The sequence below is a fragment of the Kitasatospora sp. NPDC008115 genome (genome assembly GCF_042957205.1).
In the GTDB taxonomy this organism is placed as follows: domain Bacteria; phylum Actinomycetota; class Actinomycetes; order Streptomycetales; family Streptomycetaceae; genus Kitasatospora.
Genome location: NZ_JBIBHU010000002.1, coordinates 185,001 through 211,246, shown reverse-complemented (window position 1 = coordinate 211,246; position 26,246 = coordinate 185,001). Strand labels below are relative to the sequence as shown.

At 76.3% G+C, this 26,246-nt stretch carries 28 protein-coding genes; 16 read left to right on the top strand and 12 right to left on the bottom strand.

Going from position 1 to position 26,246, the window contains the following annotated elements; all coding sequences use genetic code 11:
• Window positions 1-282: 282 nt before the first annotated feature.
• Window positions 283-720 carry a YchJ family protein gene (locus ACFZBX_RS03290; RefSeq protein WP_391531240.1) on the top strand — a complete coding sequence of 146 codons (438 nt, stop codon included), beginning with the start codon at window positions 283-285 and terminating at the stop codon, window positions 718-720.
• 16 nt (window positions 721-736) lie between these two features.
• Here ACFZBX_RS03290 and ACFZBX_RS03285 read toward each other — a convergent pair whose 3' ends face one another.
• Window positions 737-1,693: a polysaccharide deacetylase family protein gene (locus tag ACFZBX_RS03285; RefSeq protein WP_391531239.1), complete on the bottom strand. Its 957-nt coding sequence runs from the start codon at window positions 1,691-1,693 to the stop codon at window positions 737-739.
• A gap of 156 nt (window positions 1,694-1,849) precedes the next feature.
• Here ACFZBX_RS03285 and ACFZBX_RS03280 point away from each other — a divergent pair, with 156 nt between their 5' ends.
• Both ACFZBX_RS03280 and ACFZBX_RS03275 read left to right on the top strand, forming a co-directional pair.
• Entirely contained in the window at window positions 1,850-2,383 is a 534-nt protein-coding gene (locus tag ACFZBX_RS03280) for a GNAT family N-acetyltransferase (protein WP_391531238.1), read from the top strand.
• The gene (locus ACFZBX_RS03275) at window positions 2,370-2,903 is read left to right on the top strand and encodes a 2'-5' RNA ligase family protein (protein ID WP_391531237.1); all 534 of its coding nucleotides are present in this window, start codon (window positions 2,370-2,372) and stop codon (window positions 2,901-2,903) included. The genes ACFZBX_RS03280 and ACFZBX_RS03275 overlap by 14 nt, the downstream gene beginning before the upstream one ends.
• Here the strand turns inward: ACFZBX_RS03275 and ACFZBX_RS03270 are convergent.
• The gene (locus tag ACFZBX_RS03270) at window positions 2,824-3,579 is read right to left on the bottom strand and encodes a PfkB family carbohydrate kinase (protein WP_391531446.1); all 756 of its coding nucleotides are present in this window, start codon (window positions 3,577-3,579) and stop codon (window positions 2,824-2,826) included. The two genes, ACFZBX_RS03275 and ACFZBX_RS03270, sit on opposite strands and share 80 nt — an antisense overlap.
• A 370-nt stretch (window positions 3,580-3,949) precedes the next feature.
• Here ACFZBX_RS03270 and ACFZBX_RS03265 point away from each other — a divergent pair, with 370 nt between their 5' ends.
• From ACFZBX_RS03265 to ACFZBX_RS03250, 4 genes are all read left to right on the top strand, one after another.
• Window positions 3,950-5,461, top strand: a complete 1,512-nt coding sequence (locus tag ACFZBX_RS03265) for a M1 family metallopeptidase (RefSeq protein WP_391531236.1) — start codon at window positions 3,950-3,952, stop codon at window positions 5,459-5,461.
• A gap of 496 nt (window positions 5,462-5,957) precedes the next feature.
• A complete protein-coding gene (locus ACFZBX_RS03260; protein WP_391531235.1) occupies window positions 5,958-6,479 on the top strand; it encodes a SigE family RNA polymerase sigma factor in 522 nt (173 codons plus the stop codon).
• Window positions 6,466-7,341, top strand: coding sequence for a hypothetical protein (locus ACFZBX_RS03255; RefSeq protein WP_391531234.1), 876 nt, complete (start codon window positions 6,466-6,468; stop codon window positions 7,339-7,341). Before ACFZBX_RS03260 ends, ACFZBX_RS03255 begins: the two co-directional genes overlap by 14 nt.
• An 82-nt stretch (window positions 7,342-7,423) precedes the next feature.
• Complete coding sequence (locus tag ACFZBX_RS03250; RefSeq protein WP_391531233.1) at window positions 7,424-7,672, top strand: hypothetical protein; 249 nt, start codon at window positions 7,424-7,426, stop codon at window positions 7,670-7,672.
• Between the two features lie 23 nt (window positions 7,673-7,695).
• Here ACFZBX_RS03250 and ACFZBX_RS03245 read toward each other — a convergent pair whose 3' ends face one another.
• The 3 genes from ACFZBX_RS03245 to ACFZBX_RS03235 form a co-directional block, all read right to left on the bottom strand.
• Window positions 7,696-9,342, bottom strand: a complete 1,647-nt coding sequence (locus ACFZBX_RS03245) for a sigma-70 family RNA polymerase sigma factor (protein ID WP_391531232.1) — start codon at window positions 9,340-9,342, stop codon at window positions 7,696-7,698.
• Window positions 9,343-9,455: 113 nt separating this feature from the next.
• Complete coding sequence (locus ACFZBX_RS03240) at window positions 9,456-10,523, bottom strand: CAP domain-containing protein (RefSeq protein ID WP_391531231.1); 1,068 nt, start codon at window positions 10,521-10,523, stop codon at window positions 9,456-9,458.
• A gap of 176 nt (window positions 10,524-10,699) precedes the next feature.
• Window positions 10,700-11,182 (bottom strand): GNAT family N-acetyltransferase, encoded by a 483-nt coding sequence (locus ACFZBX_RS03235; protein ID WP_391531230.1) that lies wholly within the window; start codon window positions 11,180-11,182, stop codon window positions 10,700-10,702.
• A gap of 245 nt (window positions 11,183-11,427) precedes the next feature.
• Between ACFZBX_RS03235 and ACFZBX_RS03230 the strand changes: the two genes are divergently transcribed.
• The 5 genes from ACFZBX_RS03230 (at window position 11,428) to ACFZBX_RS03210 (ending at window position 15,599) form a co-directional block, all read left to right on the top strand.
• On the top strand, window positions 11,428-12,963 hold the full coding sequence (locus ACFZBX_RS03230) for an ATP-dependent DNA ligase (RefSeq protein WP_391531229.1): 1,536 nt from the start codon (window positions 11,428-11,430) through the stop codon (window positions 12,961-12,963).
• Between the two features lie 267 nt (window positions 12,964-13,230).
• Window positions 13,231-13,449 carry a ferredoxin gene (locus ACFZBX_RS03225; protein ID WP_391531445.1) on the top strand — a complete coding sequence of 73 codons (219 nt, stop codon included), beginning with the start codon at window positions 13,231-13,233 and terminating at the stop codon, window positions 13,447-13,449.
• A 104-nt stretch (window positions 13,450-13,553) separates the two neighbouring features.
• A complete protein-coding gene (locus tag ACFZBX_RS03220) occupies window positions 13,554-14,759 on the top strand; it encodes a cytochrome P450 (protein ID WP_391531228.1) in 1,206 nt (401 codons plus the stop codon).
• Between the two features lie 175 nt (window positions 14,760-14,934).
• The gene (locus tag ACFZBX_RS03215; RefSeq protein ID WP_380297650.1) at window positions 14,935-15,096 is read left to right on the top strand and encodes a hypothetical protein; all 162 of its coding nucleotides are present in this window, start codon (window positions 14,935-14,937) and stop codon (window positions 15,094-15,096) included.
• 119 nt (window positions 15,097-15,215) lie between these two features.
• Complete coding sequence (locus ACFZBX_RS03210) at window positions 15,216-15,599, top strand: hypothetical protein (RefSeq protein WP_391531227.1); 384 nt, start codon at window positions 15,216-15,218, stop codon at window positions 15,597-15,599.
• 86 nt (window positions 15,600-15,685) lie between these two features.
• On the opposite strand, the gene ACFZBX_RS03205 is transcribed toward ACFZBX_RS03210, so the two are convergent.
• From ACFZBX_RS03205 to ACFZBX_RS03190, 4 genes are all read right to left on the bottom strand, one after another.
• Window positions 15,686-16,567 carry a hypothetical protein gene (locus ACFZBX_RS03205; protein ID WP_391531226.1) on the bottom strand — a complete coding sequence of 294 codons (882 nt, stop codon included), beginning with the start codon at window positions 16,565-16,567 and terminating at the stop codon, window positions 15,686-15,688.
• 121 nt (window positions 16,568-16,688) lie between these two features.
• Entirely contained in the window at window positions 16,689-16,973 is a 285-nt protein-coding gene (locus tag ACFZBX_RS03200; protein WP_391531225.1) for a DUF427 domain-containing protein, read from the bottom strand.
• Between the two features lie 73 nt (window positions 16,974-17,046).
• Window positions 17,047-17,286: a DUF6296 family protein gene (locus ACFZBX_RS03195; protein ID WP_391531224.1), complete on the bottom strand. Its 240-nt coding sequence runs from the start codon at window positions 17,284-17,286 to the stop codon at window positions 17,047-17,049.
• A gap of 33 nt (window positions 17,287-17,319) precedes the next feature.
• Window positions 17,320-17,556: a DUF2277 domain-containing protein gene (locus tag ACFZBX_RS03190; RefSeq protein WP_391531223.1), complete on the bottom strand. Its 237-nt coding sequence runs from the start codon at window positions 17,554-17,556 to the stop codon at window positions 17,320-17,322.
• A 145-nt stretch (window positions 17,557-17,701) separates the two neighbouring features.
• Between ACFZBX_RS03190 and ACFZBX_RS03185 the strand changes: the two genes are divergently transcribed.
• Entirely contained in the window at window positions 17,702-18,934 is a 1,233-nt protein-coding gene (locus ACFZBX_RS03185) for an MFS transporter (RefSeq protein ID WP_391531222.1), read from the top strand.
• A 6-nt stretch (window positions 18,935-18,940) separates the two neighbouring features.
• Here ACFZBX_RS03185 and ACFZBX_RS03180 read toward each other — a convergent pair whose 3' ends face one another.
• From ACFZBX_RS03180 to ACFZBX_RS03170, 3 genes are all read right to left on the bottom strand, one after another.
• On the bottom strand, window positions 18,941-19,477 hold the full coding sequence (locus ACFZBX_RS03180; protein WP_391531221.1) for a gamma carbonic anhydrase family protein: 537 nt from the start codon (window positions 19,475-19,477) through the stop codon (window positions 18,941-18,943).
• Window positions 19,478-19,610: 133 nt separating this feature from the next.
• On the bottom strand, window positions 19,611-20,891 hold the full coding sequence (locus ACFZBX_RS03175) for a serine hydrolase domain-containing protein (RefSeq protein ID WP_391531220.1): 1,281 nt from the start codon (window positions 20,889-20,891) through the stop codon (window positions 19,611-19,613).
• A 215-nt stretch (window positions 20,892-21,106) separates the two neighbouring features.
• Window positions 21,107-21,673: a DJ-1/PfpI family protein gene (locus ACFZBX_RS03170; RefSeq protein ID WP_391531219.1), complete on the bottom strand. Its 567-nt coding sequence runs from the start codon at window positions 21,671-21,673 to the stop codon at window positions 21,107-21,109.
• 223 nt (window positions 21,674-21,896) lie between these two features.
• On the opposite strand from ACFZBX_RS03170, the gene ACFZBX_RS03165 reads away from it, so the two are divergent.
• The 3 genes from ACFZBX_RS03165 to ACFZBX_RS03155 all read left to right on the top strand — a co-directional run bounded on the left by ACFZBX_RS03165 (window position 21,897) and on the right by ACFZBX_RS03155 (window position 26,231).
• On the top strand, window positions 21,897-24,077 hold the full coding sequence (locus ACFZBX_RS03165) for a hypothetical protein (RefSeq protein WP_391531218.1): 2,181 nt from the start codon (window positions 21,897-21,899) through the stop codon (window positions 24,075-24,077).
• 166 nt (window positions 24,078-24,243) lie between these two features.
• Complete coding sequence (locus tag ACFZBX_RS03160; RefSeq protein ID WP_391531217.1) at window positions 24,244-24,792, top strand: RBBP9/YdeN family alpha/beta hydrolase; 549 nt, start codon at window positions 24,244-24,246, stop codon at window positions 24,790-24,792.
• A gap of 155 nt (window positions 24,793-24,947) precedes the next feature.
• Window positions 24,948-26,231 carry a glycerophosphodiester phosphodiesterase gene (locus ACFZBX_RS03155; RefSeq protein WP_391531216.1) on the top strand — a complete coding sequence of 428 codons (1,284 nt, stop codon included), beginning with the start codon at window positions 24,948-24,950 and terminating at the stop codon, window positions 26,229-26,231.
• Window positions 26,232-26,246 lie beyond the last annotated feature (15 nt).

The following is a 26,246-nucleotide window of genomic DNA, read 5'->3' as shown; positions in this document are numbered from 1 at the left end:
ACGCCGCAAGCAGATTTCCGGACTTTACGTTGTCCGAGGACAGTCAATCGACCGGGATGGTGGCGAGGCTCCGGGAAGTACGCGAACGGGACCGGCGCCCGGCGGGTACCGGGCACGCCTCCCAAGGTCCGTCACCCGCTGTCCCGGACGCCTGGGGCACCGGCCGCGTTCCGGCCCCGGCCCGGCGGCCGCCCCGTCCCGGGCACCCGCCCACGGCGTTCCGGGACGGCCCGGACCGGACGCCCGGCACGCGCGACCCCCGCGAGGCGCCACAATGGCCCCATGTCCCGACGCCGTTCCGACGCCCGCGCCACCGCCCCCGCGCCGCGCCTGCTGCCCTCCTCGCCCTGCCCCTGCGGCCTGCCCGCCGGCTACGCCGACTGCTGCGGCCGGTTGCACCGCGGCCAGGCCGCCGCGACCACCGCGGAGACGCTGATGCGCTCGCGCTACAGCGCCTTCGCCGCCCAGGACGAGGCCTACCTGCTGCGCACCTGGCACCCGGACACCCGGCCGGACTCGGTCGACTTCGACCCCGGGCTGCGCTGGCAGCGGCTGGAGGTGCTCTCCACCACCGAGGGCGGGCCGTTCCACGCCGAGGGCACGGTGGCCTTCCGGGCCCACTACACGGAAGGGCGGGAGGAGGGCGTCCTCACCGAGCACAGCCGGTTCGTGCGGCACGAGGGCGCCTGGGTGTACCTGGACGCCCTCTCGCTCGGCTGAGGCCCGACGGCCCGTCCTACAGGTAGTCGTCGAGCCGGGCCAGCGCGAAGCCCTGCGCGGTCACCTCGTCGACCACCTTGCGCAGCAGGTCGGGCATGCTGCCGCTCCACAGGTCGGTGCCGCGGAAGTGGGTGAGGATGATGTCGCCCGGGTGGAGCCGCTGGTCCGTGTGGCGGTACTCGATGCGGTCCGGGAACGCCTCCTCGTTCCAGAGCGGCACCGCCTCGATCCCGCAGGAGGCGGCCGCCCGCAGGGTGTCCTCGTTGTACTCGCCGTACGGCGGGCGGAACAGCCTCGGGCGGATGCCGATCTGCTCCTCCAGCTGGTCCTGCTGGCGGCAGATCTCCTCGCGCTGGGTGGCGTAGCCGAGCAGCTTGAGGTTGCGGTGGTTGACGGTGTGGTTGTTCACCGCGTCGCCCTGGGCGGCGAACCGGCGGAAGTAGCCGTAGTCGGAACGGGCCAGGTAGTCCGCGACGAAGGTGGACAGCGGAATGCCCAGCTCGGCGGCCATCCGGTTGAACTCCGGGTCCTTCTCCGCGCCGTCGTCCACGGTCAGGAAGACGATCCGCTCCTCGGTGGGCACCCGGTAGACCACCGGCGGCAGCCCGTCCGCGAGCTTCACGCCCTGGGCGGCGAACAGCTCGGGACGGCTCGCCGGGCTCGGCGGGGCGGGCAGCGGCGGCTGCGCCAGGCCCCAGCGCGCCGCGGTCTCCAGTACCGCCCTGGCGGCCTCCGCCTTGCGGGCCACCGCCTCGCTGCTGGTCTCCTCCTCCGCCCGGGCGGGCCCCGGCAGCACCAGCGGCGCCGCGGGCGGCCTGGGCCCGCCCCGGTCCGCCGCCGCGCTCGCCCCGGTCCGCCCGGCCGACGGCGCCGCGCCGCCCCCGCCCGGCCCGCCGCACCCCGCCACCGCGGCGGCCAGGCAGACCGCCGCGACCAGCCCGTTCCGCCCCCGCCGACGCCCGCGCCCCGCCAACCCCCCACTAATACGACTATCTGATGGTCTGTCCATAGCCCCACTGCTCCCCCGCCACGCCCACCGGCCAATCCCCCCGTCACCCGCCCGGCCCACCGGGGCGCCATGATCGAAAACGGCTCGCGGCGGGAGCGCCGGGCGCCCGATAATGCGCGCATGACGATCAGCACGCAGCGCGGTACGACCGGACTCTGGGCGATCGCGCCCGCCGACGTCGGCTCCCCGGCGGCCCTGGCGCTGCTGCGCGACTACTACACCGACGTCGCCAACAGCTACTACCGGCGGCACCTCGGGCGGGAGGGGACGCCCGAGGAGATCGAGACCGGCCTCGCCGGCTCCCCCAGCGACGACCTCGCGCCGCCCACCGGCGTCTTCCTGCTCGGCCGGTACGACGGCGAGGCCGCCGCCTGCGCCGGGCTGCGGGTCGTCGACGCCGCCACCGTCGAGCTGACCCGGGTCTACGTCCGCCCGGCCCGGCGCGGCACCGGCGGCGGCAGGCGGCTGATGACCGCCATCGACGAGGCGGCGCGGGCGCTCGGCGCCGGGCGGATCGTCCTGGACACCCGGCTCGACCTGGTCGAGGCCCGCGCGCTGTACACCCGGCACGGCTACCGGGAGATCCCCGCCTACAGCGAGCGCCCGTACGCCGAGATCTGGTACGCCAAGGACCTCGCCCGTGCAGACCGTTGAGCTGCTCTGCGACCCGCCGCTGGACCGCGCCGTGCGGGCGCTCTGGCGGCGGCTCGCCGACGGCGGGGTGGACAGCCTCGCCGACAACCCGCACCCCGGCCACCGCCCCCACCTCACCCTGGCCGTCTGCGCCCGGATGCCCGCCGACGCGGGCGAGCGGCTGGACGAACTCCTCGCCGACGCCCTGCCGCTGACCGTCCGCCTGACCGGCCTGCTCTCCTTCGCCGCCCGCAGCCGGCGCCGGGTGCTCAGCTGGTCGGTCGTCCCGACGCTCGACCTGCTGCGGCTGCACCACCGCGTCTGGGAGGTCCTGGAGCACGCCGAGGCCCCCGACCCGCACTACGTTCCCGGCCGCTGGTCCCCCCACCTCGGCCTCACCCGCCGCCTCACCCCGGACGCCGTCACCCTCACCCACACCCTCCTCGGCCGCCACCCCGACCTCACCGGCACCTTCGACACCGCCCGCACCTTCGACTCCGACACCCAGCAGACCCGCCCCCTGGGCACCCGCGCCGCCTGATCCCGTCCGCACCGGCTCCCACGCCACCACGGACGGCGATCCCCACGGCCGCGCCCGCACGACAGCCGCCGGCCCGCCTGACCCGGCACCGGGCGGCCGGGCGCGGGCCCGCACGACCATCCCTGTCGGGTGGCGCCCTCGTTGTTGCCCGCGGGGGCGGCGGCCCCCGACTGCACGACCGGACCTCGACCGCACACCGGCATCCGGCCGGCCCGAACGCCACAGCCGTCACCCGTGCCCCGTCCACGACCGCCCGCCCGCCCCGCCGCGGGCGACCGACGGTCGGGGGCTCACGCGGGACGGCACGACGGACGCTCGGCCGCCCGCAGGGGGGACGCGGGCGGGGATCGGCGGTCCCGGGCGGTCCCCCTGCCGCCGGTCGACGGGCGGCGGCAGGAGAACGGCCGGCGCGGCAGCGGTGCGGGAACCGTCCCACCACCGGCGCGCCGGACAGGACAACCGGGCATGCGGGGGCGGCGGGCAGCACGCCGGCCGACTCCAGGTGCGCGCGGATCAGCCGCCCGTACGGGTCGTCGGCCGGCTCGGTGAGCAGCGCGACCGGCTCCCCCAGCCGCGCCGGCCCGTACGCGACGTTGGCCGGGCTGCCGCCCGGGTGGACGGTGTCGGGCGCGCCGTCGCCGGTGCGGACGACATCGGCGACGCACCCGCCGATCACCACGAAGTGCGGGCTGCTCACGGGCGCGCTCCTGCCGGTCCGGTGCGCCGGCGGGGCTGCTGGGCGGTCGGCGCGACCGCCCGGCCTACGAGTCGGCGGGGGCGGGCGCGGCGTGCGGGCATGAGTACGGCCGCCGGTCCTGGCCAGGCGCTCCGGCGGCCGTGGCCCCGTCCGTCAGGGGGCGGGACTCTTCGACGGTATGACACTGCGCAGCCGCCCGGCCACCACAGTGCTCCGTCCGGGCGATGAGGTGTGTCGGCCGGATTGTCGGTGCCCTCTGTTACGGTCCGTGCCCGGAGGATCGCTCAACGGGACCGGCCCCGCCAGGGGCCGGACGCGGGTCCGTACGACACGAGAGAGGTGATCGCCCTTGTCCAGGAACCGTTCCGGGCACCGTTCCGTCCTGGCTGCCGCGCTCGCGCTGGCGGCGCTGCCGCTGGTGGCGTTGCCGGCCGCGGCCGCGCCGGTCGCGGGCGGCGGGGACCCCGTGTTCCCCTCGCTCGGCACCACCGACTACGACGCGCTCGGCTACGACCTGGCGTTCGACTACCGCCCGGCGACCCGTACGGTCGACGGCACCACCGTGCTGACCGCCCGCGCGCTGACCCGGCTGGCGGAGCTGGAGCTGGACGCGCTGGGCCTGGAGGTGCGCGCCGTGCGGGTCGACGGCCGCCCCGCCGGCTTCAGGACGCACGACGAGAAGCTGACCGTGCGGCCGGCCCGGCCGGTGCGGGCGGGCACCGTGCTGCGGGTGGAGGTCGAGTACAGCGCCGACCCGCGCGCGGCGCTGCCGCACACCGGGTGGGTGGTGACGCCCGACGGGTTCGCGGTGGCCGGGCAGCCGGACGGCGCGCACACCGTGTTCCCGTGCAACGACCGGCCGGGCGACAAGGCCCGCTTCACCGTCGCCGTCACCGCGCCGGACGAGCTCCTCGGCGTGGCCAACGGCCTGCTCACCGCCACCGAGCCGCACCCCGACGGCACCACCACCCGGCGCTACGCCTCGCGCGAGCCGATGGCCACCGAGCTGCTCCAGGCCTCGGTGGGCCGCTACACGGTCCGCGAGCGCCAGGGCCCGGACGGGCTGCCGCTGCGCGACGTCGTGCCCACCGCGCGCGCCGCCGACCTGGAGCCGGCCCTGGCCCTGACGCCCGGCCAGCTGGCGTGGGCCGAGCAGCACCTCGGGCGGTTCCCGCTGGAGACGTACGGGCTGTTGCCCGCCGACACCGACGACCCGGCGGCGTTCGGCTTCACCGGGCTGGAAACGCAGACGCTGACGCTCTACAAGCCGAACTTCCTGCGTCAGCCGGAGCGGCTGATCGGCTCGCACATGATGCACGAGCTGGTGCACTCCTGGTTCGGCAACAGCGTCACCCCGGGCACCTGGGCCGACCTGTGGCTCAACGAGGGCCATGCCGACCTGTACGGCCTGATGTACCGCTACGAGCACGGCTGGCCGGACTCCGGTGGCTTCACCACGCTCACCGACCGGATGCGCAACGTCTACGCCCAGGGCGACCAGTGGCGCCACGACTCCGGTCCGGTGGCCGTGCCGACCGCCGCGACGCTGTTCGACAGCCAGCGGTACACCGGCGGCGCGCTGGTGCTGTTCGCCCTGCGGGAGCGGGTCGGCCAGGAGGTGTTCGACCGGATCGAGCGGGCCTTCCTGCGCCGCCACCGCCACGGCACCGCCACCACCGCCGACTACCTGCGGGTGGCCGACGAGGTCTCCGGGCAGCCGCTGGGCGGCTTCCTGCGCGAGTGGCTCTACGGCGAGCGGACCCCGCCGATGCCGGGCCACCCCGACTGGACGGTGAACCCGGTCGATCCCGGTGCCGCCGAGCGGACGGGGGGTGCGCCGCGCGGGTCGGGGACGCTCTGAGGGGACGCTCCGAGGGAACGCTCCGAGGACGCTCGACAGGAGACGCCCGGAAGGGACGTGCGGGAACGCGAGGGACGGCCCGGGGGCACGCTCCGGGCGGGCGGCGTGAGGCGGACGGGGCCACCTCGCCCGGCGCGCCCTGCGGGTGCCACCGGGCGCCCTCCGCGCGCCCTTGGCGGCCGGCGGCGGGCGGCGGATCGTGGTGCCCACGGCCCGCCCGCCGCCCGGCCGAGTCCCGGCCGGCTCGCGGGCCGTCCAGCGTCCGCGCCCGGCCGCCACCGCCACCGGCCCGGCGCCCCGCGGAACCGCGGCCGGACCGGCCCGGGAAAATGGGCCCGCCGACCGGACAACCCGCAACGGCCCCCAGCGCGTTCAGCAGCCGTGAGAACGACAGTGAGGATCCGGCGGCCATCGCCGACCGGTAGGACCGCCGCCACGGACGTGGCGGCACGGGTGACGGAGACGGCGGCGGGGACGGCATGGCAGGGACGGCAGGATGAAGGGCGCGACACCGGACTTCGAGGAGTTCGTCGCCGCCCGCAGCCCCCGGCTGCTCCGGACGGCCTGGCTGCTGACCGGCGACCCGCACCAGGCCGAGGACCTGCTGCAGACGGCCCTCGCCAAGGTGTGGCCGCGCTGGGAGCAGATCGCCGTCGACCGGCCCGAGGCGTACGTCCGCCGGGTGCTGGTGAACGCGCACGTCTCGTGGTGGCGCCGCCGCTGGCACGGGGAGCTGCCGCACGACCGGCTGCCCGAGCCGCCGACGGCCGAGGACCCGTTCGACGACGTGCTGATGGGCCAGGTCGTGGTGGCGGCTGTCCGGGCGCTGCCGGCCCGGCAGCGGGCGGTGGTGGTGCTGCGCTTCTTCGAGGACCTCAGTGTGGAGGACACCGCCGAGGCACTGGGCTGCAGCACGGGCACCGTCAAGAGCCAGACGCACCGGGCGCTGCGGGCGCTGCGGGGCCGGCTTCCCGCCCGGGAACTGCTCCTGGACGGGAGGCGTCATGACGGGGCATGAGTTCACCCCGCGGGACGCCCGGGCCGGGGAGGACACCGGGGAGGGCGCCGAGCTGACCGCCGAGGACCGCGAGGTGGCGGACGAACTGCGGGTGCTGCTCCAGCTGGCCGCCCCGCACCTGTCGGCGCCCGAGGACCGGATCGAACGCGTGCTGGCCCGGGCGGCCCGCACGCGTCGGCGCCGCCGCCGGGCCTCCCTCGCGAGCGGGCTGGCGATCGGCCTGACCGTGGCGGTCCTGGCCTCGGCCCCCGCGCTGGCGCCCGGGCCGAAGGACACCGCGCTCCGCCCGGTCGCCCCCGGACCGTCCGTCGGCGGAGCGCCGACCCCGTCGCCGACCCCGACCCCGTCCCCGGGCCTCGGGAGCGGGGGCGGATCCGCCGAGACGAAGACCGTGTTGTTCAACGCGCTGGACAGCCTGGTGGTCGACGTTCCGGCGGACTGGTACGACCTCACGGTGCGGCCCTTCCCCGGATCGGCCGAACCCGTCGGCTACCTCTCCTCCCAGCGGATGACCGTCCCGGCCGCCTGTCCGGACCGCGGCGACGCGCCGGTCTGCGTCAGCTCGGGGGCTCTCGACGCCGACGGCGTGTTGATCGCGGTCCGGGTGATCCGCGAGGAGAACGCCCCGGGCAACTACCTGGGCGAGGCGGGAGCACCGGCGAGCATGCCGCCCGACAAGGGGTGCGTCGTCTGGGGCGGCACCCAGCAGACGCGTGCGTACCGGCCGTTCACGCCAGCCAAGGAGGAGGCGGTCGTCCAGCTCACGGCCTGTCTGCGCCAACCGTCGGCGGAGACCCTCAGGACTCTGGAGAAGACGTTCGCCTCGGTCCGCCCGTTGACGACGCCCGAGCTGCCGAAGTGACCCCGGGGCGCGCCGCCGACGCCGCGCGCCCCCAAGAGCGGCCGGTCCGTAACCCAGGTGGCGGAACGTCGTTGGACGGGGCATGAAGAAGCGCAGCATGCTCGCCGTCGCCTCGCTCGCCGTCGGCGTCGTGGCCTCCCTGACCGCCCCCAGCGCCCACGCCGCCGCCCTCGGCGGTCCGGGCGACCTGGCCGGACCGCTGACGGGCGGACCGCTCGCCTCGGTGCCGGACGCCCTGCCGGGGCAGGTCGGCGACGCCGGCGCGGTGGTCGGCCAGGCGACCGGCCACGTCACGGGCGAGGCGCCCGGTCTCGTCGGCCTGCCGGGCTGACGGCCTGCCGGTGACGGACCGGGTCAGCCGAGCGGGGTGCCGAGGTCCTGGGTCCAGTAGAGGCCCCCGGGGCCGGTGGCCACGCCGATGCCGACGTCCTTGAACGCGCAGTCCAGCATGTTCGACTGGTGGATGCCGCCGTCCATCCAGCGGGAGAAGACCTCGGCCGGGGAGCTCGGTCCCCGGTCGAGGTTCTCGCCCCACTGCGACCAGCGGTAGCCGGCGGCGGTCAGCCGGGCGTCCGCCCGGCCGCCTCCGGGGGCCACGTGGTCGAAGTAGGAGCGGGCGACCATGTCGTCCGAGTGCTTCTGCGCGGCGGCGTGCAGCCTGGGGTCGATCCGCAGCGGGGCGCAGCCGCGCCTGGCCCGCTCGGCGTTCACCAGGTCGACCAGTCGGCGCTCCAGGTTGGCCGCGCCCGCCGGGGCGGTGCTCGGCCTGGCGCTGCTCGGGCTCGCGGTCGGGGTGGCCGCCGCGCCGGTCCCGATGGCCGGGGTCTCCGCCGGGGCGGGCGCCACGGCGGCCGGCGGGGTCGCGCTCGGGCTCGGTCCGGGCGGCTGGGCCTCGGGGGCCGGCGCCGCAGAGACCGCCGCCGTCGGCGCCGGTCCGTCGAGGGCGGTGGCCGGGGCGGCCGGTTCGGGTCCGGGGTCGCCCGGTCCGGTGTGCTGGGGCCAGACCAGCGCGAGCGTCGCCACGGCGAGCACGGCCGCCGTTCCGCCCGCCAGCACGGTCTTCCGGCGTGCGAGCCCGGCCCAGCCGCCCGCGCCGCCGGCCGGGTCGGCGGGTGGCGCGCCCGCCGCCGGGCCGGACGCGCCACCCGAACCGGAGGAGACGCCGGAGCCGGAGGCCGGGGACCCGCCGACCGCCGCGCCCGCGGCCTGGAGGGCGAACCCGCCCCGGGCGTCCATCGGTACCGGGACCAGTGCCAGCCCGGCCAGCAGGCCCTCGGCCGGGAAGAGGTCGCGCCCCAGCCCGTCGCAGGCCGCGCAACCCCGGATGTGCCGGGCTATGCGCTTGCGCCAGACCGAGTCCGGCGTGCCGTCCCAGCCCGTCGTCAGCTCGGCGAGGTCCGGGCAGCGCGGGTAGGCCCCGAGCGCGCGGACCACCACCCGGCCGGCCTCCAGCTGCTTCTTCATCCGCTGGACGCGGACGGCGGCGTGCTGCGGCGTCAGGTCGAGCGCCTCGACGAGTTCGGCGCGGGTCAGCTCCCCGGCGGCCTCCAGCCACCACAGGGCGAGCAGTTCCCGGTCGTCCGGGTCCAGCCAGCGGGTGGCCTCGGCGACCTCCCGGCGCTGGCCGGAGAGGCCGAGCCGGAGGACGGTCAGATCGGTGAAGTCGGCACGCGGGTCGGCCAGCTCCCAGCTCTCGTCCAGACCGCCGACGGCCGCCTGCTGCTGGCCGGTCGAGCGGCTGCGGACCTGGTTCATGGTGATCGCGACCAGCCAGGACCGGAACGCCTCCGGGTCGCGCAGGCCCTCCAGGCCGTCCAGGGCCCGGATCATGGTCTCCTGGGCGACGTCGTCGACGTCGGCGTGGCCGTTGAGCGCCCGGCCGGCGACGTTGTAGACCAGCGGGAACCAGGCGGCCACCAGCGCCTCGCGCGCCTGCGGGTCGCCCGCCTGGGCCGCGAGCACCAGGGCCGTCCCGGCCCTGCTCTGCACGTCAACGTTCATGGGTCCGCACTCCGTCTTGCTGTCGTCCGTCCGCCGCTGCCTCCTCGGAGACCTCCGGGGAGTGATCAGATAACAACAATTCGCGCTGATTCGGAAAATCGGGGTGGGCGGGGTCAGGACGGTGCGGCGAAGACCTGGGTCCACCAGGGTCCGCCGGAGCCGGTCCGCACGCCGACGCCGATCTGCTGGAAGGAGCAGTTGAGGATGTTGGCGCGGTGGCCGGGGCTGTTCATCCAGGACTCCATCACCGCCGCCGGGTCCTTCTGGCCGCGCGCGATGTTCTCGCCCCAGGTGCTCCAGCGGTAGCCGGCCGCCTCGATGCGGTGGTCGGCGTGGTTGCCCTCGGGGCTGGCGTGGTCGAAGAAGCCGCGGTTGGCCATGTCGTCGCTGTGGACCTGGGCGGCGGCGGTCAGCCGGGCGTCGACGCTGAGCGGCCCGCAGCCGGCCTGCGAGCGCTGGACGTTCACCAGGTCGACCACCTGCTGGGCGAAGGAGCCGTTGGCGGAGCCGCCCGGGTTGCCGGTGGTGGTCCGGCGCGGGGCGGTCGTCGTCGGCTTGGCGGTGGCGGTGGCGGTGGCCGGCGCGGGGGCCGTGCCCGAAGCGGTGGCGGTGACCGGCGCGGGGGCGGCCGGCGTCTGCGGGTCCGCGGTGGGGCCGGGCGCCGTGCTCGCGGCCGGGGCGGGCGGCGCCGCGGAGCCGCTCCGGCCCGGGGCGGCGGCCGGGGCCGACGGCGTCACGGGGGCGGCCGGCGCGGTCGCGGGCGCGCCGGTGGACGCGGGGTCGGCCGTGGCCGCGCGGGCCGGGTCGGCCATGGCCGGGACCCGGTCCGGGCCGGCGGCGCCCGCGCCGGGCACCTGGATGCCGTTGCGGTCGCCCGCCTCCGCGGCGACCAACGGTTCGTAGGCGACCGCCCGGGCACCGGCGTCGGTCCCCTCCTCGCCCCGGTACACCGCGTACCCGGCGCCGGTCAGCGCGGCGATCACGCCCGTCCCGGCGACGGCCGCCATCACGGCCGCCACCGGCCCGACCGCGCCGCGGCGGCGCCGGCGGCCCTGGCCGCGCCGCCGTTCCGCGGCACGCCGCGCCGCGCGCCCGCCGGGGCCGCCGGGGCCGCCAGGGCCACCGGGACCGCCGGGGCGGCCGCTCGCGGGGAGGATGGTGGTCCGGTCTTCGCTGTTCACCTGCGCACGCTTCCTGTGTTCGGGACCGTCGGGTCCGCCGGAGGGTCCGTCGGACGATCCGGCGGAGGATCCGCCGGTCGGGTGCCGACACCTGGGAGACCGGCGGGCGGTGACCGGATAACAGAAAAGTGCGAACGGATTTCGGAACGGGAGGGCCGGGCGGCCGGGCGGTCCGGTCAGACGCCGGCCGGGGGCATGTCGTAGGTGACGAACCCGGTGCGGGTGGCGACCTGGTCGTACTTGCTCCGGGCGCGGTAATTGTCCTCCGCGGTGATCCAGCGGACGGCGTTCCAGCCGCGCTCGGCGGCGATCTCACGCAGCCGGGTGAGCAGGAGGTCGACCGCGCCGGTGCCCCGGGCGGCGGGGGCGACGTACAGGTCGTCGAGGAAACCGGCGACCGCGCCGTGCAACGGACGGACGAACGGCCGGTAGTGGGCGAGGCCGACCGGGGTGCCGTCGGTGTCGCGGACCAGCAGGCCGTCCAGTTCGTGCGCCGGGTCGGTGAGCCAGGACCACACCAGCTCGGCCTTCCCGTCGGGGACCGGCACCCGGTAGAAGGCGCAGTAGCCGCGGAACAGCTCGCGCCAGGCGGCGAAGTCGGCGTCGGTGGGGGTGTCCACGGTCCAGCGGGCGGCGGCCGGGTCGGTGGCGGCGGTCATGGGTCCTCCCAGGTGGGTGAGTGTGCGGGCCGGCTGCGCGCCAGCATGACGGTCCGTCGGCCCGCGGCCGATCGACGGCGTGGCCAAGACCGCCGCGCCACTGCGCCGAACCGGCGGCCGGGCCGGTCGCGGACCCGTGCGGGGCCGAGCGCGCCCGGCGCGCGCCGACGGCCCGGATCACCGATCCTGGACGCCGGGCCCGCCCAGCCCGTGCCACCCGGCCCGCCCTCCCCAGGAGGCCCGCGTTGCTGCTCCACCGCCTGGCCCTGACCTCGCGCGCCGTGGCGGCCGAGCCCGGCCGCCGGGCCAAGACCGGGCTGCTCGCCGACTGCCTGCGCGAGCTGGGCCCGGACGAGGCCCCGGCGGCGGTCGCCCTGCTGTCCGGCGAGTCGCAGCGGCTGCGCACCGGCCTCGGCCCGGCCGCCCTGCGCGACCTCCCGCCGCCCGCCGCCGAACCGCGGCTCGGGGTGCGGGAGGCCGAGCGGGCGCTGGAGGCGATCGCCGCCGTGCACGGGGCGGGCGCCCGGGCGGAGCGGCGCCGGCTGCTGACCGGTCTGTTCGAGCGGGCCACCGGGGTGGAGCAGGCGTTCCTGCGCGCCGTCCTGGTCGGCGACCTGCGCCAGGGAGCGCTGGACGCGGTGGTCGCGGACGCGGTCGCGCAGGCCGCCGGGGTGCCGGCGGCGTCGGTGCGCCGGGCGCTGATGTTCCGCGGCTCGGCGCGGGCGGTCGCCACGGCCGCGCTGACCGGCGGGGAGCCGGAGCTGGCCGCGTTCCGCCTGGAGGTGGGCCGACCGGTGCGGCCCATGCTGGCGGCCTCGGCGCCGGACGTGGGCACCGCGCTGGACCGGTTCGAGGGCCCGGCGGCCCTGGAGTGGAAGCTGGACGGCATCCGGGTGCAGGTGCACCGGGACGGCGGCGACGTGGGTGTCTTCACCCGGTCGCTGGACGACATCACCGCCCGGGTGCCCGAGGTGGTCGAGGCGGCGCTGGCGCTGCCGGTGCGGTCGGCGGTGCTGGACGGCGAGGCGATCGCGCTCGGGCCGGACGGCCGGCCGCGGCCGTTCCAGGAGACCGCCGCCCGCACCGCGGCCCGCCGCGACCCTGAGCGGCTGCGCGCCGAGGTCCCGCTCAGCGTGCACTTCTTCGACCTGCTGCACCAGGACGGCGCGGACCTGGTGGACCGCCCCGGGCGGGAGCGCTGGACCGCGCTCGCCGGGGCCGTCCCGGCCGGGCTGCGGGTGGCGCGCGCCGAGACCGGGGACCACGGCGAGGCGTTGGCGTTCTTCCGGGACACCCTCGCGCACGGCCACGAGGGGGTGCTGGTGAAGGACCCGGCGGCCGGCTACCAGGCCGGGCGGCGCGGGGCCGGCTGGGTGAAGGTCAAGCCCCGGCACACCCTGGACCTGGTGGTGCTGGCCGCCGAGTGGGGCAGCGGGCGGCGGCAGGGATTCCTCAGCAATCTGCACCTGGGCGCCCGGTCGGGCGGCGAGCCGGGACTCGGCCCGTGGGTGATGCTCGGCAAGACCTTCAAGGGACTCACCGACGAGATGCTCGCCTGGCAGACCGCGGCGCTATTGGAGCGCGAGGTGGAGCGGGACGCCTGGACCGTCCGGGTGCGGCCCGAACTGGTCGTGGAGATCGCCTTCGACGGGGTCCAGCGCAGCCCGCGCTACCCGGCGGGCCTGGCCCTGCGGTTCGCCCGGGTGGTGCGCTACCGGCCCGACAAGGACGCGGCGGACGCGGACACCGTCGCCGCCGTCCGGGAGCTGGGCTCCCGGTAGGCACAGGACCCCCTCGACCGCCCTCCGGGCTTCCCCCGGCCCCGGACAACTCACCGGACAACTCATCTGACGAATGATCAAACTTCATTAATCCCGCACTCGTTCACGACCAGAGGCATATCGGCCATTCTTCGCGAGATGGCCACGCACCCTTCGTGTGCGACAGGGGGCGGGGATAGCTTGACCATGACAGCGGAGGGCGGCCCGGCCCGGGCTGGTGCCGCGCCACGGAGAAGACCGGTGCCACACCACGGAGAGGTGTCCGACATGCAGGTGAACGTCGAACGGGACCGCTGCTGCAGCTCCGGCCAGTGCGTCATGACGGCGCCCGAGGTCTTCGAGCAGGACGACCGGGACGGCCTGGTGACCCTCCGCCGGTCCGTCGTCCCCGCGGAGCTCTCCGCCGACGTGCGCCTCGCCGCCGACCTCTGCCCGGGCGGCGCGATCGCCGTCACCGGGGACGACCGGCCCGGCACCGCCGGCTGACGCCCGCCCCGGGGCCGTGAGCCCTCCCGCCGTCTCCCACCGCCTGGCCACGGGCACCGCCTGGCCACGGGCTCCACCCGTCACGCGAGGAGACCACCTTGAGCATGTCCACCGTTCCCGTCACCCCGATCCCGGCGCGGCACGACACGGCCTGCCCGTTCGCGCCGCCGCCCGCGTACACCGAGGCCGCGAGCACCGGCCCGGTCAGCCGTGCGGAGCTCCCCGACGGCGGCCACTGCTGGCTGGTGACCGGCTACCAGGAGGTCCGCACGGTGCTCTCGGACCGCCGGTTCAGCGCCGACGCCCGCCGGCCCGACTTCCCGTTCCTGAACGAGGGGCGGCGCGAGCTCGTCGCCGCCAACCCGTCCTTCCTGCGCCTCGACGACCCCGAGCACGCCAGGCTGCGCCGCATGGTCACCGGGGAGTTCCTGGTCAAGCGGGTGGAGGAGCTGCGGCCCGGCATCCAGCAGATCGTGGACGAGGCGCTCGACCGGATGACGGCCGGGGGCGGCCCGGCCGACCTGGTCGCCGGCTTCGCGCTGCCGGTGCCCTCGCTGGTGATCTGCCTGCTGCTCGGCGTCCCCTACGAGGACCGGGAGGCGTTCCAGGCGAACAGCCGGCTGCTGCTGACCACGGAGGGCGACAACGACGGCGTCGCCCGGGCGCAGGACGAGCTGCTCGGCTACCTGGCCCGGCTCGCCGAGCGGAAGCGGTCCGAGCCCGGCGAGGACATCCTGAGCCGGCTGGTGCGGCGCGAGGACCTCACCGTGCGGGAGATCGCCTCGACCGGGGTGCTGCTGCTGGTCGCCGGGCACGAGACCACCGCCAACATGATCGCGCTCTCCACCGCGCTGCTGCTGCGCCACCCGGAGCAGGCCGCCCGGCTCGCCGACCCGGCGGCGGTGCCCGGGGCGGTGGAGGAGTTGCTGCGGCTGCTCACCATCGTGCACACCGGGGTTCCGCGGGTGGCGGTGGAGGACGTCGAGCTGGGCGGCACGCTGGTCCGGGCCGGGGAGGGCGTGATGGCGATGCTGTCGACGGCCAACCGGGACGGCGGGCTGTTCGGCGCCGAGGGCCGCCGGGGCGTCGACGAGGTCGACCTCGACCGGGAGGCGCGCCGCCACCTCGCCTTCGGCTTCGGGGTGCACCAGTGCCTGGGGCAGCCGCTGGCCCGGGCGGAGCTGCAGATCGCGCTGGCCACGCTGTTCCGGCGGCTGCCGGGGCTGCGGCTGGCGGTGCCCGAGGAGGAGTTGGACTTCCGCTCGGAGACGCTGATCTACGGGCTGAGGTCGCTGCCGGTCGCCTGGTGACCGGCCGGGCCGGCGGGGCGGGCGGCGCGCCCCGAACCGGCCCGGTTGGCCCTCGACGGGGCGTGGAGGCAGGCTTGAGGGGCGAGAGAGCGAAACCGGCCCGGCGGCCGCCCGGCACCACGGCGTGCCGCGGCGGGTCCGGCCGCCCCAGCCGACCGAGCAGAGGGAGCCCGCGATGACCGACATGAGCGCACGCTCCGAGGTGAGCACCGACCGGGACGAGGACGTCCGCGCGGCCGACCCCGAGGAGGGCATCACCTCGATGCAGAACCAGCACGCACAGGACACCTCGCAGGCGGAGGGCGAGCCCCGGGAGGAGCCGGCGGCGGGCGGCTGAGCCGCTCCGGCACCGCTTCGGCACACGAGTTGCCACAAGGCCGCCCGGCACCGGGGCGGCCTTCGCGACCGCCGGTGCCGTCGCCCGGGCGGCGGCGGACGGCGAGGGAGGATGGGCGCATGACCGATCAGCAGCAGGGCACGGCAGGACAGGTCCCGGGCCCGGCGGGCGGGCCGGGCGGGACGGCCGGGCGGGTGGAGCCCCCGCGCGACCCCCGGGCCTCGTGGGCCACCTGGACCACCCAGTCGATCATCAGCGGGCCCGGCGGGGTCACCACCGTCGAGATCGGCCCGATCTCGGGCGACCTCACCGTGCACACCACCTGGGTGGACGGCGAGGCACGGCTCACCGTGCAGTACACCGGGGCGCTCGACTGGTACTCGGTGGCGGGCAGCCCCGTCCCGGCGGCCGACGAGACCACGGCGCGGGCGGTGCACCAGGCGATGGTGAACGCCGTCAAGACCGGGCGGGGCTCCGGGGCCCCGCAGTCGCCGACCGGCTGACCCGGGCGCCGGACCGGCCGGTTCCGCCCGGGGCCGGCCGCTCCGGCGTGCCCGCCCGCCCCGCCCCGCCCCGCCCCGCCCCGCGGTCAGTCGCCGCGCTCCAGCCGGGGGGCGGGGGCGGCGGCCTCCCAGTACCCCGGGTCCGCCGGGGTGTGCTCGCGCAGGAACGCGCGGACCTCGCGGGCCACCTTGCGGGTGTCGCGCAGATTGATCGTGGCGCCGATGCCCGCGCCGACCAGCAGCGGGGTCAGCGACGGCAGGCGGCGCAGCGAGCTGCGGGTGAGCCGGCGGCGCACCTGCTGGCGCACCTCGCTGCCGAGCGCCATCGCGGCCAGGCCGGCCGGCTTGGCGAGCAGCGTGGGGTCGATGCCGCGCCGGTTGGCCCAGGCGCCGACGTAGGCGCCAGCCCTCTGGGAGGCGGTCCCCTGCGCGGGAAAGCCGTACACCTCGTGCAGTTCGGCGATCAGCTTGATCTCGACGGCGGCGACGGCGATCGTCTCGGCGGCGATCTCCACCGGCATCGCGGGCGGCACCGGGAGCATCGCGGCGGCGCCCACGCCGGCCCCGAGCGCGCTGGAGGCCCGGCTCGCGCCGGTGATCAGCAGGTCGGCGAGCTTCTCCGGGTCGGCGGCGCCGGGGTGCTGGGCACGGAGTGTGGCGAGGTTGCGGACCGGGATGCGCGGGGCGGTCTGGAGCAGTTGCTCGGTGAGGGCCCGGCCGCCGACCGCGGCGCCCTTGGCGGCGGCCCGCCCGCCGGTGCCGAGCCGGCGGGCGATCGCGCCGACCAGCCGGGCGCCGCGCCGCCGGCCGCGTTCGGTCTCCGCCCGGTACTCGGCGAGCTCGCCGGGGCCGCCCTCGCCGGGCTCGCCGGGTTCGAGTTCCTCGACCAGCCCGGCCAGCTCGTCGGCCACGCGGTCCTGGGTGGGCTCGGGCTGCCCGGGGCGTCCCGGTCTCCTGAAGATTGCCATGCCGTGGCCGTACCCGGCGGCGCGCGGCGATACGCCCCGGGGGTGTCCCGGTCCTGCGACAGGACGATGACGGGCGTGTCCCGGGGGCCCTTCGGCCCTCAGCCGCCCGCTCGCTCCCGGGTCACCCGGTGATCTCCACGCCCCGCCAGAACGCCACCCGGCCGCGGATCTGCTCGGCGGCGGGGAAGGGGTCCGCGTAGTACCAGGCCGCGTCCGGGTTGGTCGCCCCGTCGACGTGCAGCGAGTAGTACTCGGCGGTGCCCTTCCAGCCGCAGACGGTGGTGGTGTCGGACGGGCGCAGGTACTCGCCGCGCACGGAGTCGGCCGGAAAGTAGTGGTTGCCCTCGACGACGACGGTGTCCTCGCTCTCGGCGACGACGATGCCCTGCCAGCGCGCTGTGGTCATGCCGGGAGTCTGCCCCACGGGGCGCGGCGCTGTCAGCAGGGCGTCGGGGAGGCGGGCGTCGGGGAAGCAGGTGTCAGGGAAGCGGCTGGGCGTGCATCGGGCAGTGCAGGGTCTGGTGGCCGCCGCTGGCGAGCATCCGGACCTCCCCCGCGTCGCTGATCTCGGCCCGGACGATGCCGGTGGCGTCCTCGTACACCGGGTGACCGCCCGGCCCGGTGGCACCGGTCCGTTCGACCACGACCACGTCCTGCGGGGCCTGGGTTCCGGGGGTGCCCGGGAAGGTGAGTGCGTAACGGGTGACGGGGCTGCTCATCGCCGACCTCCTGGTGCCTGTGGGACGCCGTCCCTAGGCGCCGGCCCGGGCCGGGTGGGCGGGGGCACCGCGGACCTCCAGCTCGGCGAGCAGGCGTTCGGTGGCCGCGGTCACGGCGTCCACGGCCCGGTCGAAGGCCTCGCGGTTGTGTGCGGCCGGGGCCCGGAAGCCGGACACCTTGCGCACGTACTGGAGCGCGGCCGCGCGGTAGTCCTCCTCCGTGGCGTCGGGCGTCACGGGCGGTCTCAGCGTCTTGATACTGCGGCACATGACCCCAGTCTCCCGCGCGGGCGCCCGGGTGGCGACCCCCGTCCGTCACCGGACCGCCTCCCGCACCTCACGGGCGCGTCATCCGGTCCGATTAGGATTCCGGACGAACAATCCCGGCCCGTCCCGTTCCTCCCGGAGTACCCCCTTGCCTCTCGCGCTGGTCGCCCTGGCCGTCACCGCGTTCGCCATCGGAACCACCGAGTTCGCCGCCATGGGGCTGCTCCCCCAGGTCGCGGACGGCCTCGACGTCTCGATCCCGCAGGCCGGCTGGCTGATCTCGGCCTACGCGCTGGGCGTGGTGATCGGGGCGCCGCTGCTCACCGCGCTGGCCGCCGGGCGGCCGCGGAAGGCGGTGCTGGTCGGGCTGGCGGCCTTCTTCGCCTTCGGGAACCTGCTCTGCGCGCTCGCCCCCGACTTCTGGACGCTGGCCGCCGCCCGGCTGGTGACCGGGCTGCCGCACGGGGCGTTCTTCGGCGCCGGGGCGGTGGCGGCAGCGGAGCTGGTGGCGCCGGACAAGCGGGCCAGGGCGGTCGCGGTGATGTTCTCCGGCCTGACCCTGGCCAATGTCGTCGGGGTGCCGGCCGCGACGCTGCTCGGCCAGCACCTGGGGTGGCGGGCGACGATGCTGGTGGTGGTCGCGATCGGCGCGGCCGGGGCGGTGGCGATCGCCCGGCTGGTTCCGGCGCTGCCGCCCCCCGCGCAGGCGGGCCTGCGGCACGAGCTGGGCGCGTTCCGCAGCGGGCAGCTCTGGCTGGCGCTGGCCACCGTGGTCTTCGGCTGCGGCGGCTTCTTCGCCTGCTACTCGTACATCACCCCGCTGCTGACCGAGGTGTCCGGCTACGCCACCGGCTCGGTGACGCTGGTGCTGGCGCTGTTCGGGGTGGGGATGACGATCGGCAACCTGCTCGGCGGCTACGCGGCCGACCGCGCGCTGCGGCCGACCATGTGCGCGGCGTTCGTCCTGCTCGCCGCCGTGCTGGCGCTGTTCGCGGTGACCGCGCGGGCCCAGTGGTCGGCGGCGGTGACGGTGGTGCTGGTCGGGCTGTTCGGGTTCGCGATCGTGCCGGCCGTGCAGACACTGGTGATGCGCGAGGCGCACGGCGCGCCGACGCTGGCCTCGGCGACGGTGCAGGGCGCGTTCAACCTGGCCAACGCCCAGGGCGCGTTCTTCGGCGGGCTGGCGCTGGACGCGGGGCTGGGCTGGACCTCGCCGTCGCTGGTCGGCTCGGGCCTGGCGGCCTCGGGCGCGGTGATCGCGGTGGCCGCCTGGGCCGCCGCCCGGCGGCGCGGGAAGGCGCCGACGGTCGTGGTCGCCTCGGGCCTGGTGCCCGGGCCCGCGCCGGCCCCGGACGACCGGGTCGGCGCGGGCCGCGGCTAGCGGGTGTCAGGCCTGCGGCAAGGGGCGCAGCCCGCGGTGGCCGTCGGCCAGCAGCAGGTAGCCCTCGGCGTTGAACGCGATGCCGGCGCGTTCCTCCTCGGTCAGCTCGCGGCGGATCCTCGCCGGCACCCCGGCGACCAGGGAGCCGGGCGGCACCTCCATGCCCTGCGGCACCACGGCGCCGGCCGCGACCAGCGAGCCGGCGCCGATCCGGGCGCCGTTGAGCACGGTGGCGTTCATCCCCACCAGGACGTCGTCCCCTATCACGCAGCCGTGCAGCACGGCGTTGTGGCCGACCGAGACCCGCTCCCCCATCACCAGCGGGAAGCCGAGGTCGGCGTGCAGGGTGCAGTTGTCCTGGACGTTGCTGCCCGCGCCGACCGTGATCGCCTCGGCGTCCCCGCGCAGCACCGCGCCGTACCAGACGCTCGCCCCGGCGCCGACCGTCACGCTTCCCACCACGACGGCGTTCGGTGCGACGAAGGCGCCCGGGTCGACGGCGGGCACCCGGCCCCCCACCTCGGCGATCAGCGGCTCTGCCATCTCTCGTCCTCCTCGCGACGACTGCCCATCAGGTGCGGGCCATGATCGCAGCCCCACGCTGCCGGTGCGGGGCCGGGTGGCCCTGGTCGGACGCGGGTCACGTCGTCGGCCCGCGGTCCGGACCGGCCGTGGGTCAGCCGGCGCAGGTTCCGGCGGCGAGCAGCTTCCCGAAGGCCTCCTCGGTGGCCGGCGGGGTCGAGGCGCCCTTGGCGTTCATCGAGACCGCGAGCTGGCGGCGGAGGTCGGCGCTGGTGTACAGGACGGTGTTGTAGCCGGGGATGCCGCCGGTGTGGCCCCAGAGCACACCGCAGTCCGAGGGGGCCCGCTCCAGGCCGAGGCCGTACCGGCCCCCGCTCTGCGGGGTGGCCTTCATCATCTCCGCGAGCTGCGGCCGGGGCAGCAGCCGCCCGCCGACCAGGGCCGAGATGAAGGTGTTGAGGTCGGCGGTGGTGGAGATCCCGGCGCCGGAGGAGCCCGCCATGCTCGGGTCCAGCTCGGTGACGTCCGCCGGTCCGGTGGGCAGGTCGTAGTAGCCATGCGCGTGCGGGCCGGGGACGGCCGTCTCGTGGTCGGGCATGGAGGTGCCGGTCAGGCCCAGCGGGCGGATCACCCGGCGCTCGACCTCGCGCTGCCAGCTGCGGCCGGTCGCCCGTTCGATGATCTGTCCCACCAGGACGTAGTTGGTGTTGGAGTAGTGGAAGCCCTGGCCGGGAGCGAAGTACGGCTGGTGGGCGTTGGCCAGCGCGACGAGCTGCTGCGGCGTCCAGCGGGTCCAGCGGCCGGACTCCAGCCACTGCTCGACGGCGCCGGGCCGCTCGAAGTCGAAGGCCTGGTCCTCGGTGTAGTTGAACACCCCGCTGGTGTGGTCGAGCAACTGCCGCAGGGTGATGTCCGCGCCGTTCGGCACCGCGCCCGGCAGCAGCTTCTCCACCGGGTCGTCGAGGCCGAGCCGTCCCTCGGCGACCAACTGGAGGGCGACGGTGGAGACGAAGGTCTTGGTCACGCTGCCGATCCGGAACCGGCCGTCCGCGGAGGCGGGGGCGCCGGTGGTGCGGTCGGCGACGCCGGAGGCGCCCTTCCACAGGGTGCGGCCGTGATCGCCGACCCTGGCCAGCGCGGCGGAGACACCGCCGGAGTCGGTCATGGCGTTCAGCGCGCCGTTCAGCGCCCTGGTGTCGACGCCCTTGCGCGGTCCCCGGCCGGCCGCCTCCGCCGCCGCGGTGTCCTGGACGCCGGTCACCGCCACCGTCCCGGTCGGCTCCGTCGTGCCGAGGGCGCCGGCCGCGGGGGCGGTCACGCCCACCAGGCCCGCCCCCGCGAGCGCGAGCGCCACCAGGCGCGCGGCCGGGCTCCGCCGCCGGCGCCCCGTGCCCCCGCGACCGTCCGGCTCCGCTCCGCTCCCGTGCTCCGCCACGCCCATGCGTCCTCCCGTGTCCGTGTCCGGAGGTGTCCACAACACCCCGTTTGGTTTCGGCACTTGACACTGTGGCAGGCGGCGGCGGAGGGGGCGTCCGACCCTGGGCCGAGCTTCGCCCGGCGCGCCGCTCCCCCTCAGGGAGGGGCCGCCCCCGGGGTCCGCTCAGGGGCTACCCCGAGACCCCGCTCGGGGGCGCCCCCTCCGTCCGGTGGTCAGGCGACCGGGGCCTTGACCCGTAGGACCTCGATGAACGCCCGCAGCCACGCCGGGTGGTCGGGCCAGGCGCGGGCCGAGACGACCACGCCGTCCACCACCGCCTCGCCGTCCACGTACGTCGCGCCCGCCGCCTTCACGTCCGGCTCCAGGGCGGGGTAGGCGGCGCTGGTCCGCCCGCCGAGCACCCCGGCCGCGGCCGACACCAGCGCGCCGTGGCAGATCTGGGCGACCGGCTTCTCGCCCTCGAAGAAGTGCCGGACGATCCGCTGCAACTCCGGGTCGTTGCGCAGGTACTCGGGGGCGCGCCCGCCCGGGATCACCAGGGCCACGTAGTCGGCCGGGTCGACGTCGGCGAACGCCACGTCGGCGGGCCAGGTGTAGCCCGGCTTCTCGGTGTAGGTGTCGAACCCCTCGACGAAGTCGTGCACCACGAACTGGAGCCGCTTCTTCGCCGGCGCCGCGATGTCGACCTGGTAGCCCTCCTCGCGCAGCCGCTGGTACGGGTAGAACACCTCCAGCGACTCCGCGGCGTCCCCGGTGACGAGCAGGATCTTCGATGCCATCGCCGACATCCCTCCGAAGTGATCGATCGTCAGTTCCATTGCCGCCCCGGGCCCGAGACCTGCGAACCGGGACCGCACCAACCTCCCCCACCCGGTACCCCCACGCAACGGCGCGCACCGCCCGAGCACGGCGCACTTCCCCGGGCGCACGCCCCCGAGCCCGGGCGCCGCCGGGCCGGAAACCCGGATGCGGCGGCCCGCGCTGCTCTGGGAACATGCCGGAATGTCCCAGCGTCTCGAATCCCTGGTCGTCCGACACACCCTCCGCCTGCCCACGCCCGACGGCCCGGCCGGGAACGGGGAGGCCGCGGCGCGCCAGTTCGACGCCGCGCTGATGTCCGCGGGCTTCAAGCTCTCGGCCGAGTCGCTGGCCCGGCTGTCGGGGCTGAGCGCGCGGACCGTCCGCGAGACGGCCGTCCGCACCCTGGCCACCGTGCGCGAGCTGGCCGGCGACCACGTCCGGCACAACGCCTACTTCATCGACTTCCCCGCCAACGTGCCGGACACCGTCCACTTCTGGATGCGGTGCATCCGCGAGGCGCTCGCCGACGACGACACCCGCGAGAGCACCCTCGCCCGGCTCGACGCCGGTGTGGTCGACCTGCTGACGCTCCCCCGCTACGGCCGCTACCAGCACACCTACGCCGAACTGCTCGCCGCCCACGACGCGCTGATCGCCGCCGCCGGCGACCGGATGACCGTCCTGCACCCGGGCGGCGCGCTGGAGGACGAGGTCACCGCCCTGTACCTGGCGCTCGCCGGCAGCGCCACCCCGCTGGGCGAGCAGGCCCTGCTCGACCTCGGCGAGCTCGCCGGGCACCGCGTGCACGGGCCGCAGCCCGGGGCGATCCCGGTCCGGGAGAACCGCGCCGTCGTCAACCGGGCCCGCCTCGACGCCGGGGCGGACCTCCTGCTGGACACCGTCACCGACGTGCTCCGCCTGGCCTGCGCGCTGTCGGACGGGGACGTCACGCTCGCGCAGCCGACCCGGTTCCGCCCGTTCCCCCGGCCGGTGCGCCGCGCGCTGCTCGCGGGCCTGGACGCGGTGGTCGCCGCGGCCCCCGCCAAGCTCGGCGATGTCGCCGCGCACCGGGAGATGTTCAAGCGCCTCGGCGAGCGGCTCCACCCGCACGAGTACCCGCGGTGGCCGCACGCCGCCGAGGTGTTCGCGGTCGCCCGGGGCGAGCGGGAGGCCCCGTCCTTCGACAGCCGCGTCGAGCGGGCGCTCGGCGCGGGCGACGTCACCGCGGCGGTGCGGCTGCTGTCCGCCGCCCCGGGCAAGCTGTTCCGCGCGCTCGACCACCTGCTGCGCGCCTGCGCCGGCGAGGAGCAGCGCGAGGCCGTGGTGGCCGCCGCCGAGTCCGCGGCCGGGCGGGTGTCCGGCCGCCTGCTGCTGTCGGTCCGCGAGCACCTCCAGAACCGCGGCGACCGCGCCGAAGGGGACGGGGGGCACCGGGTCTTCGTCAACCGGGCCGGCCGCGGCCGGGTCGTCGCCGACACCCGGCCGCCGCTGCCGCCCGCCGAGCGCGGGCGGCTGATCGCCGCCCTGGACGCCGAGGTGGGCCGCCGTCTCCCGGACCCGGGGCACCTGCTGATCGACCCGGCCGTCCTGGACGTCGCCCTGCCGCTCAGCGGGAACGCCACGTCCGCGGGCCTGGGCGTGCTGCCCCGCGGCTCGCTCTGCCCGGTCGACGGCGAACTGCTGCGCTTCTTCATGTACTGGAAGCAGCGCGAGCGGCGCACCGACCTCGACCTGTCGGCGCTGATGCTGGACGAGTCGTACGAGACCGTCTCCTGGCTCTCGTACACCTCGCTCACCGAGATCGGCGGCGAGCACTCCGGGGACATCACCAGCGCGCCCGAGGGAGCGTCGGAGTTCATCAACCTGCGGCTCGACGCGGTGCTCGGCGCGTTCGTCGTCCCGCAGGTCCACGTCTACGCGGGCGAGGGCTTCGACGAGGTCGAGGAGTCGTTCTTCGGTTTCATGCTGCGGGACGGCGAGCAGGCGGGGCAGCCCTTCGAGCCGCGCACCGTGCGGATGAAGTCGGACCTGCGCGGCCGGGGGCGGATCGCCCTGCCGCTGGCGTTCCTGCGCGGGGGCGACGGCCGCTGGCGCGCCAAGTGGCTGCACCTGCACCTCGCCGGGATGCCGAGCGCCAACCGGGTCGAGGAGAACCAGATGTCCATCGCGACGCTGCTGCGCGGCGTCGTCGAGCGCGACCACCTCACGGTCCGCCACCTCACCGACCTGATGCGGCAGCGGGGCGCGGCCGTCACCGTGTGGGACGGCGCGGTGGTCCCCGCCGGGCCCGTGACCTGGATCGGGCTGGAGCGACCGGAGGGGCTGCACCCGGACTCCCGGGTCGTCACCCCCGAAAATATGCGCGACCTGATCCCCGCCTGACTGGTAGCGTGAGCCGCGGCGAGGCCATGAAGGGGCTTCCTTCTCACTCCAATTGAATCCAGTCCCTTCGCTCTCCTCGCCCTCGACCTCATCGCCGGGGTGCGGCTTCCGCGCCCCGGCGTCGTCGTGTCCGTCCCCGTGACAGCCCCGGAGGGATCGCGCCCCGATGTCGGACCGCACCACCTACCTCGTCCTGCCCGGCTACCAGGGCTCCGGACCGGCCCACTGGCAGAGCCGCTGGGAGGCCGCCGACCCGGCGTCGTTCGTCCGGGTGCAGCAGGAGGACTGGGACCGCCCGGAGGCGGACTCCTGGGTGGCCCGGGTGGACGCGGCGGTCGCCACGGCGGCGGCCGACGGCCCGGTGGTGCTGGTGGCGCACAGCCTGGGCTGTGTGACGGTGGCCCGCTGGGCGGCCGGGGCACCGGCCGGGCGGACGGCGGCCGTGCGCGGGGCGCTGCTGGTGGCGCCCGCCGACGTCGACCACGCGGACGTCCCCGAACTGCTGGGCTTCCGCCCGGTGGCGCTGCACCGGCTGCCGTTCCCGGCCACCGTGGTCTCCAGCACCGACGACCCGTGGGTCGCCCCGGAGCGCGCCCGGCGGTTCGCCGAGGCCTGGGGCGCGCGCCACGTCGAGCCCGGCGCCCTCGGGCACCTCAACGCCGACTCCGGGCTGGGCGACTGGCCGCTGGGGCGGGAGCTGCTCGCCGGGCTCTGAGCGCACGGGCAGGCCGGGCAGTCCGGGTGGTGGGTGCGGGAACTTCTCCCGCAGTTCGCCCGACGGCCACCCGTCCGGGCCCCGCGGCTCCTAGTCTGCGGGCGGCACCCACACCGCGACGCCGACAGCGCGCCGAGCGCGACCTAGGAGCATCCATGACGTACCGTCCGTCCGACGGCAGCACCCCGGCGGAGCCCGCCGGCGCCACCGCCTCCTCCCGCCGGTCCTTCCTGCGGGTCACCGGTGCGGCCGGGATCGGCGCGGCGGCCTTCGCGGCCGGCGCCGGCGAGGCCTTCGCCGCCTCCGGGGACCAGCCGGGCGACGAGCAGTACGGTGCCGCCGACGAGCGCGGCGCCGCCGCAGGCCGCCCGGGCGGCCTGCGCCCGCCGGTGCGCACCGGTACCGGCCTGGACCGCCTGCCGTACCCGCTGATCGTCGGCCACCGCGGCGCCCCCGGTTACCGCCCCGAGCACACCCTGGGCTCCTACGACCTGGCGCTGCAGCTGGGCGCGGACGTCATCGAGCCGGACCTCGTCCCCACCAAGGACGGCCACCTGGTGGTCCGCCACGAGAACAACATCACGGACACCACGGACGTCGCCGACCACAAGGAGTTCGCGGACCGCCGCACCACGAGGACCATCGACGGCGCGGCCCAGACCGGCTGGTTCACCGAGGACTTCACGCTCGCCGAGCTGCGCACCCTGCGCGCCAAGGAGCGCCTGCCGCAGCAGCGCCAGCGCAACACGCTCTACGACGGCCGCTGGGCCGTGCCGACCTTCCGCGAGGTGGCCGACTTCGCCCGCAAGCGCGGCCGCGAGCTGGGCCGGGACGTCTGGGTCTACCCCGAGACCAAGCACCCGAGCTACTTCCGCTCGATCGGCCTGCCGCTGGAGGAGCGCCTCGCCGACGACCTGCGCCGCACCGGCCTCGCGGGGCGGAACGGCCGGGCGATCCTGCAGTCCTTCGAGCCGAGCAGCCTCCAGCGGCTCGCCAAGCTGGTCGACAACCCGAAGGTCTTCCTGCTCAGCGGCCCGACCAGCCGACCGTACGACTTCGTGCTCTCCGGCGACCAGCGCACGGTGGCCGATCTGGTGAAGCCCGAGGGCCTGCGCTGGATCTCCTCCTTCGCGCACGGCATCGGCCCGACCACCACGCTGATCGCGCCCGTCGACGCGACCGGCAAGCTGCTGGCGCCGACCACCCTGGTCAAGGACGCGCACGCGGCGGGCCTGCTGCTGCACCCGTACACGGTGCGCAACGAGAACGGCTTCCTGCCGCTGGACTACCGCCGGGGCACCGATCCCAACGCGTACGGCGACGCGATCGGCTGGGCGCGGTACCTGTACGACCTCGGCGTGGACGGCTTCTTCACCGACCAGGCGGACAGCAGCGTGCTGGCCCGCCAGGACTTCTGGGCGGCCAAGGGCGTGCACTGACGCACCCCGGTCCGA

Coding starts and splice junctions, on each gene's coding strand:
- ACFZBX_RS03195 (WP_391531224.1), bottom strand. CDS start 17,286: ATGAGCAGCCCCGTCACCCGTTACGCACTCACCTTCCCGGGCACCCCC.
- ACFZBX_RS03250 (WP_391531233.1), top strand. CDS start 7,424: ATGAAGAAGCGCAGCATGCTCGCCGTCGCCTCGCTCGCCGTCGGCGTC.
- ACFZBX_RS03255 (WP_391531234.1), top strand. CDS start 6,466: ATGACGGGGCATGAGTTCACCCCGCGGGACGCCCGGGCCGGGGAGGAC.
- ACFZBX_RS03190 (WP_391531223.1), bottom strand. CDS start 17,556: ATGTGCCGCAGTATCAAGACGCTGAGACCGCCCGTGACGCCCGACGCC.
- ACFZBX_RS03155 (WP_391531216.1), top strand. CDS start 24,948: ATGACGTACCGTCCGTCCGACGGCAGCACCCCGGCGGAGCCCGCCGGC.
- ACFZBX_RS03200 (WP_391531225.1), bottom strand. CDS start 16,973: ATGACCACAGCGCGCTGGCAGGGCATCGTCGTCGCCGAGAGCGAGGAC.
- ACFZBX_RS03235 (WP_391531230.1), bottom strand. CDS start 11,182: ATGACCGCCGCCACCGACCCGGCCGCCGCCCGCTGGACCGTGGACACC.
- ACFZBX_RS03160 (WP_391531217.1), top strand. CDS start 24,244: ATGTCGGACCGCACCACCTACCTCGTCCTGCCCGGCTACCAGGGCTCC.
- ACFZBX_RS03260 (WP_391531235.1), top strand. CDS start 5,958: ATGAAGGGCGCGACACCGGACTTCGAGGAGTTCGTCGCCGCCCGCAGC.
- ACFZBX_RS03205 (WP_391531226.1), bottom strand. CDS start 16,567: ATGGCAATCTTCAGGAGACCGGGACGCCCCGGGCAGCCCGAGCCCACC.
- ACFZBX_RS03165 (WP_391531218.1), top strand. CDS start 21,897: ATGTCCCAGCGTCTCGAATCCCTGGTCGTCCGACACACCCTCCGCCTG.
- ACFZBX_RS03290 (WP_391531240.1), top strand. CDS start 283: ATGTCCCGACGCCGTTCCGACGCCCGCGCCACCGCCCCCGCGCCGCGC.
- ACFZBX_RS03170 (WP_391531219.1), bottom strand. CDS start 21,673: ATGGCATCGAAGATCCTGCTCGTCACCGGGGACGCCGCGGAGTCGCTG.
- ACFZBX_RS03245 (WP_391531232.1), bottom strand. CDS start 9,342: ATGAACGTTGACGTGCAGAGCAGGGCCGGGACGGCCCTGGTGCTCGCG.
- ACFZBX_RS03225 (WP_391531445.1), top strand. CDS start 13,231: ATGCAGGTGAACGTCGAACGGGACCGCTGCTGCAGCTCCGGCCAGTGC.
- ACFZBX_RS03220 (WP_391531228.1), top strand. CDS start 13,554: ATGTCCACCGTTCCCGTCACCCCGATCCCGGCGCGGCACGACACGGCC.
- ACFZBX_RS03280 (WP_391531238.1), top strand. CDS start 1,850: ATGACGATCAGCACGCAGCGCGGTACGACCGGACTCTGGGCGATCGCG.
- ACFZBX_RS03210 (WP_391531227.1), top strand. CDS start 15,216: ATGACCGATCAGCAGCAGGGCACGGCAGGACAGGTCCCGGGCCCGGCG.
- ACFZBX_RS03215 (WP_380297650.1), top strand. CDS start 14,935: ATGACCGACATGAGCGCACGCTCCGAGGTGAGCACCGACCGGGACGAG.
- ACFZBX_RS03180 (WP_391531221.1), bottom strand. CDS start 19,477: ATGGCAGAGCCGCTGATCGCCGAGGTGGGGGGCCGGGTGCCCGCCGTC.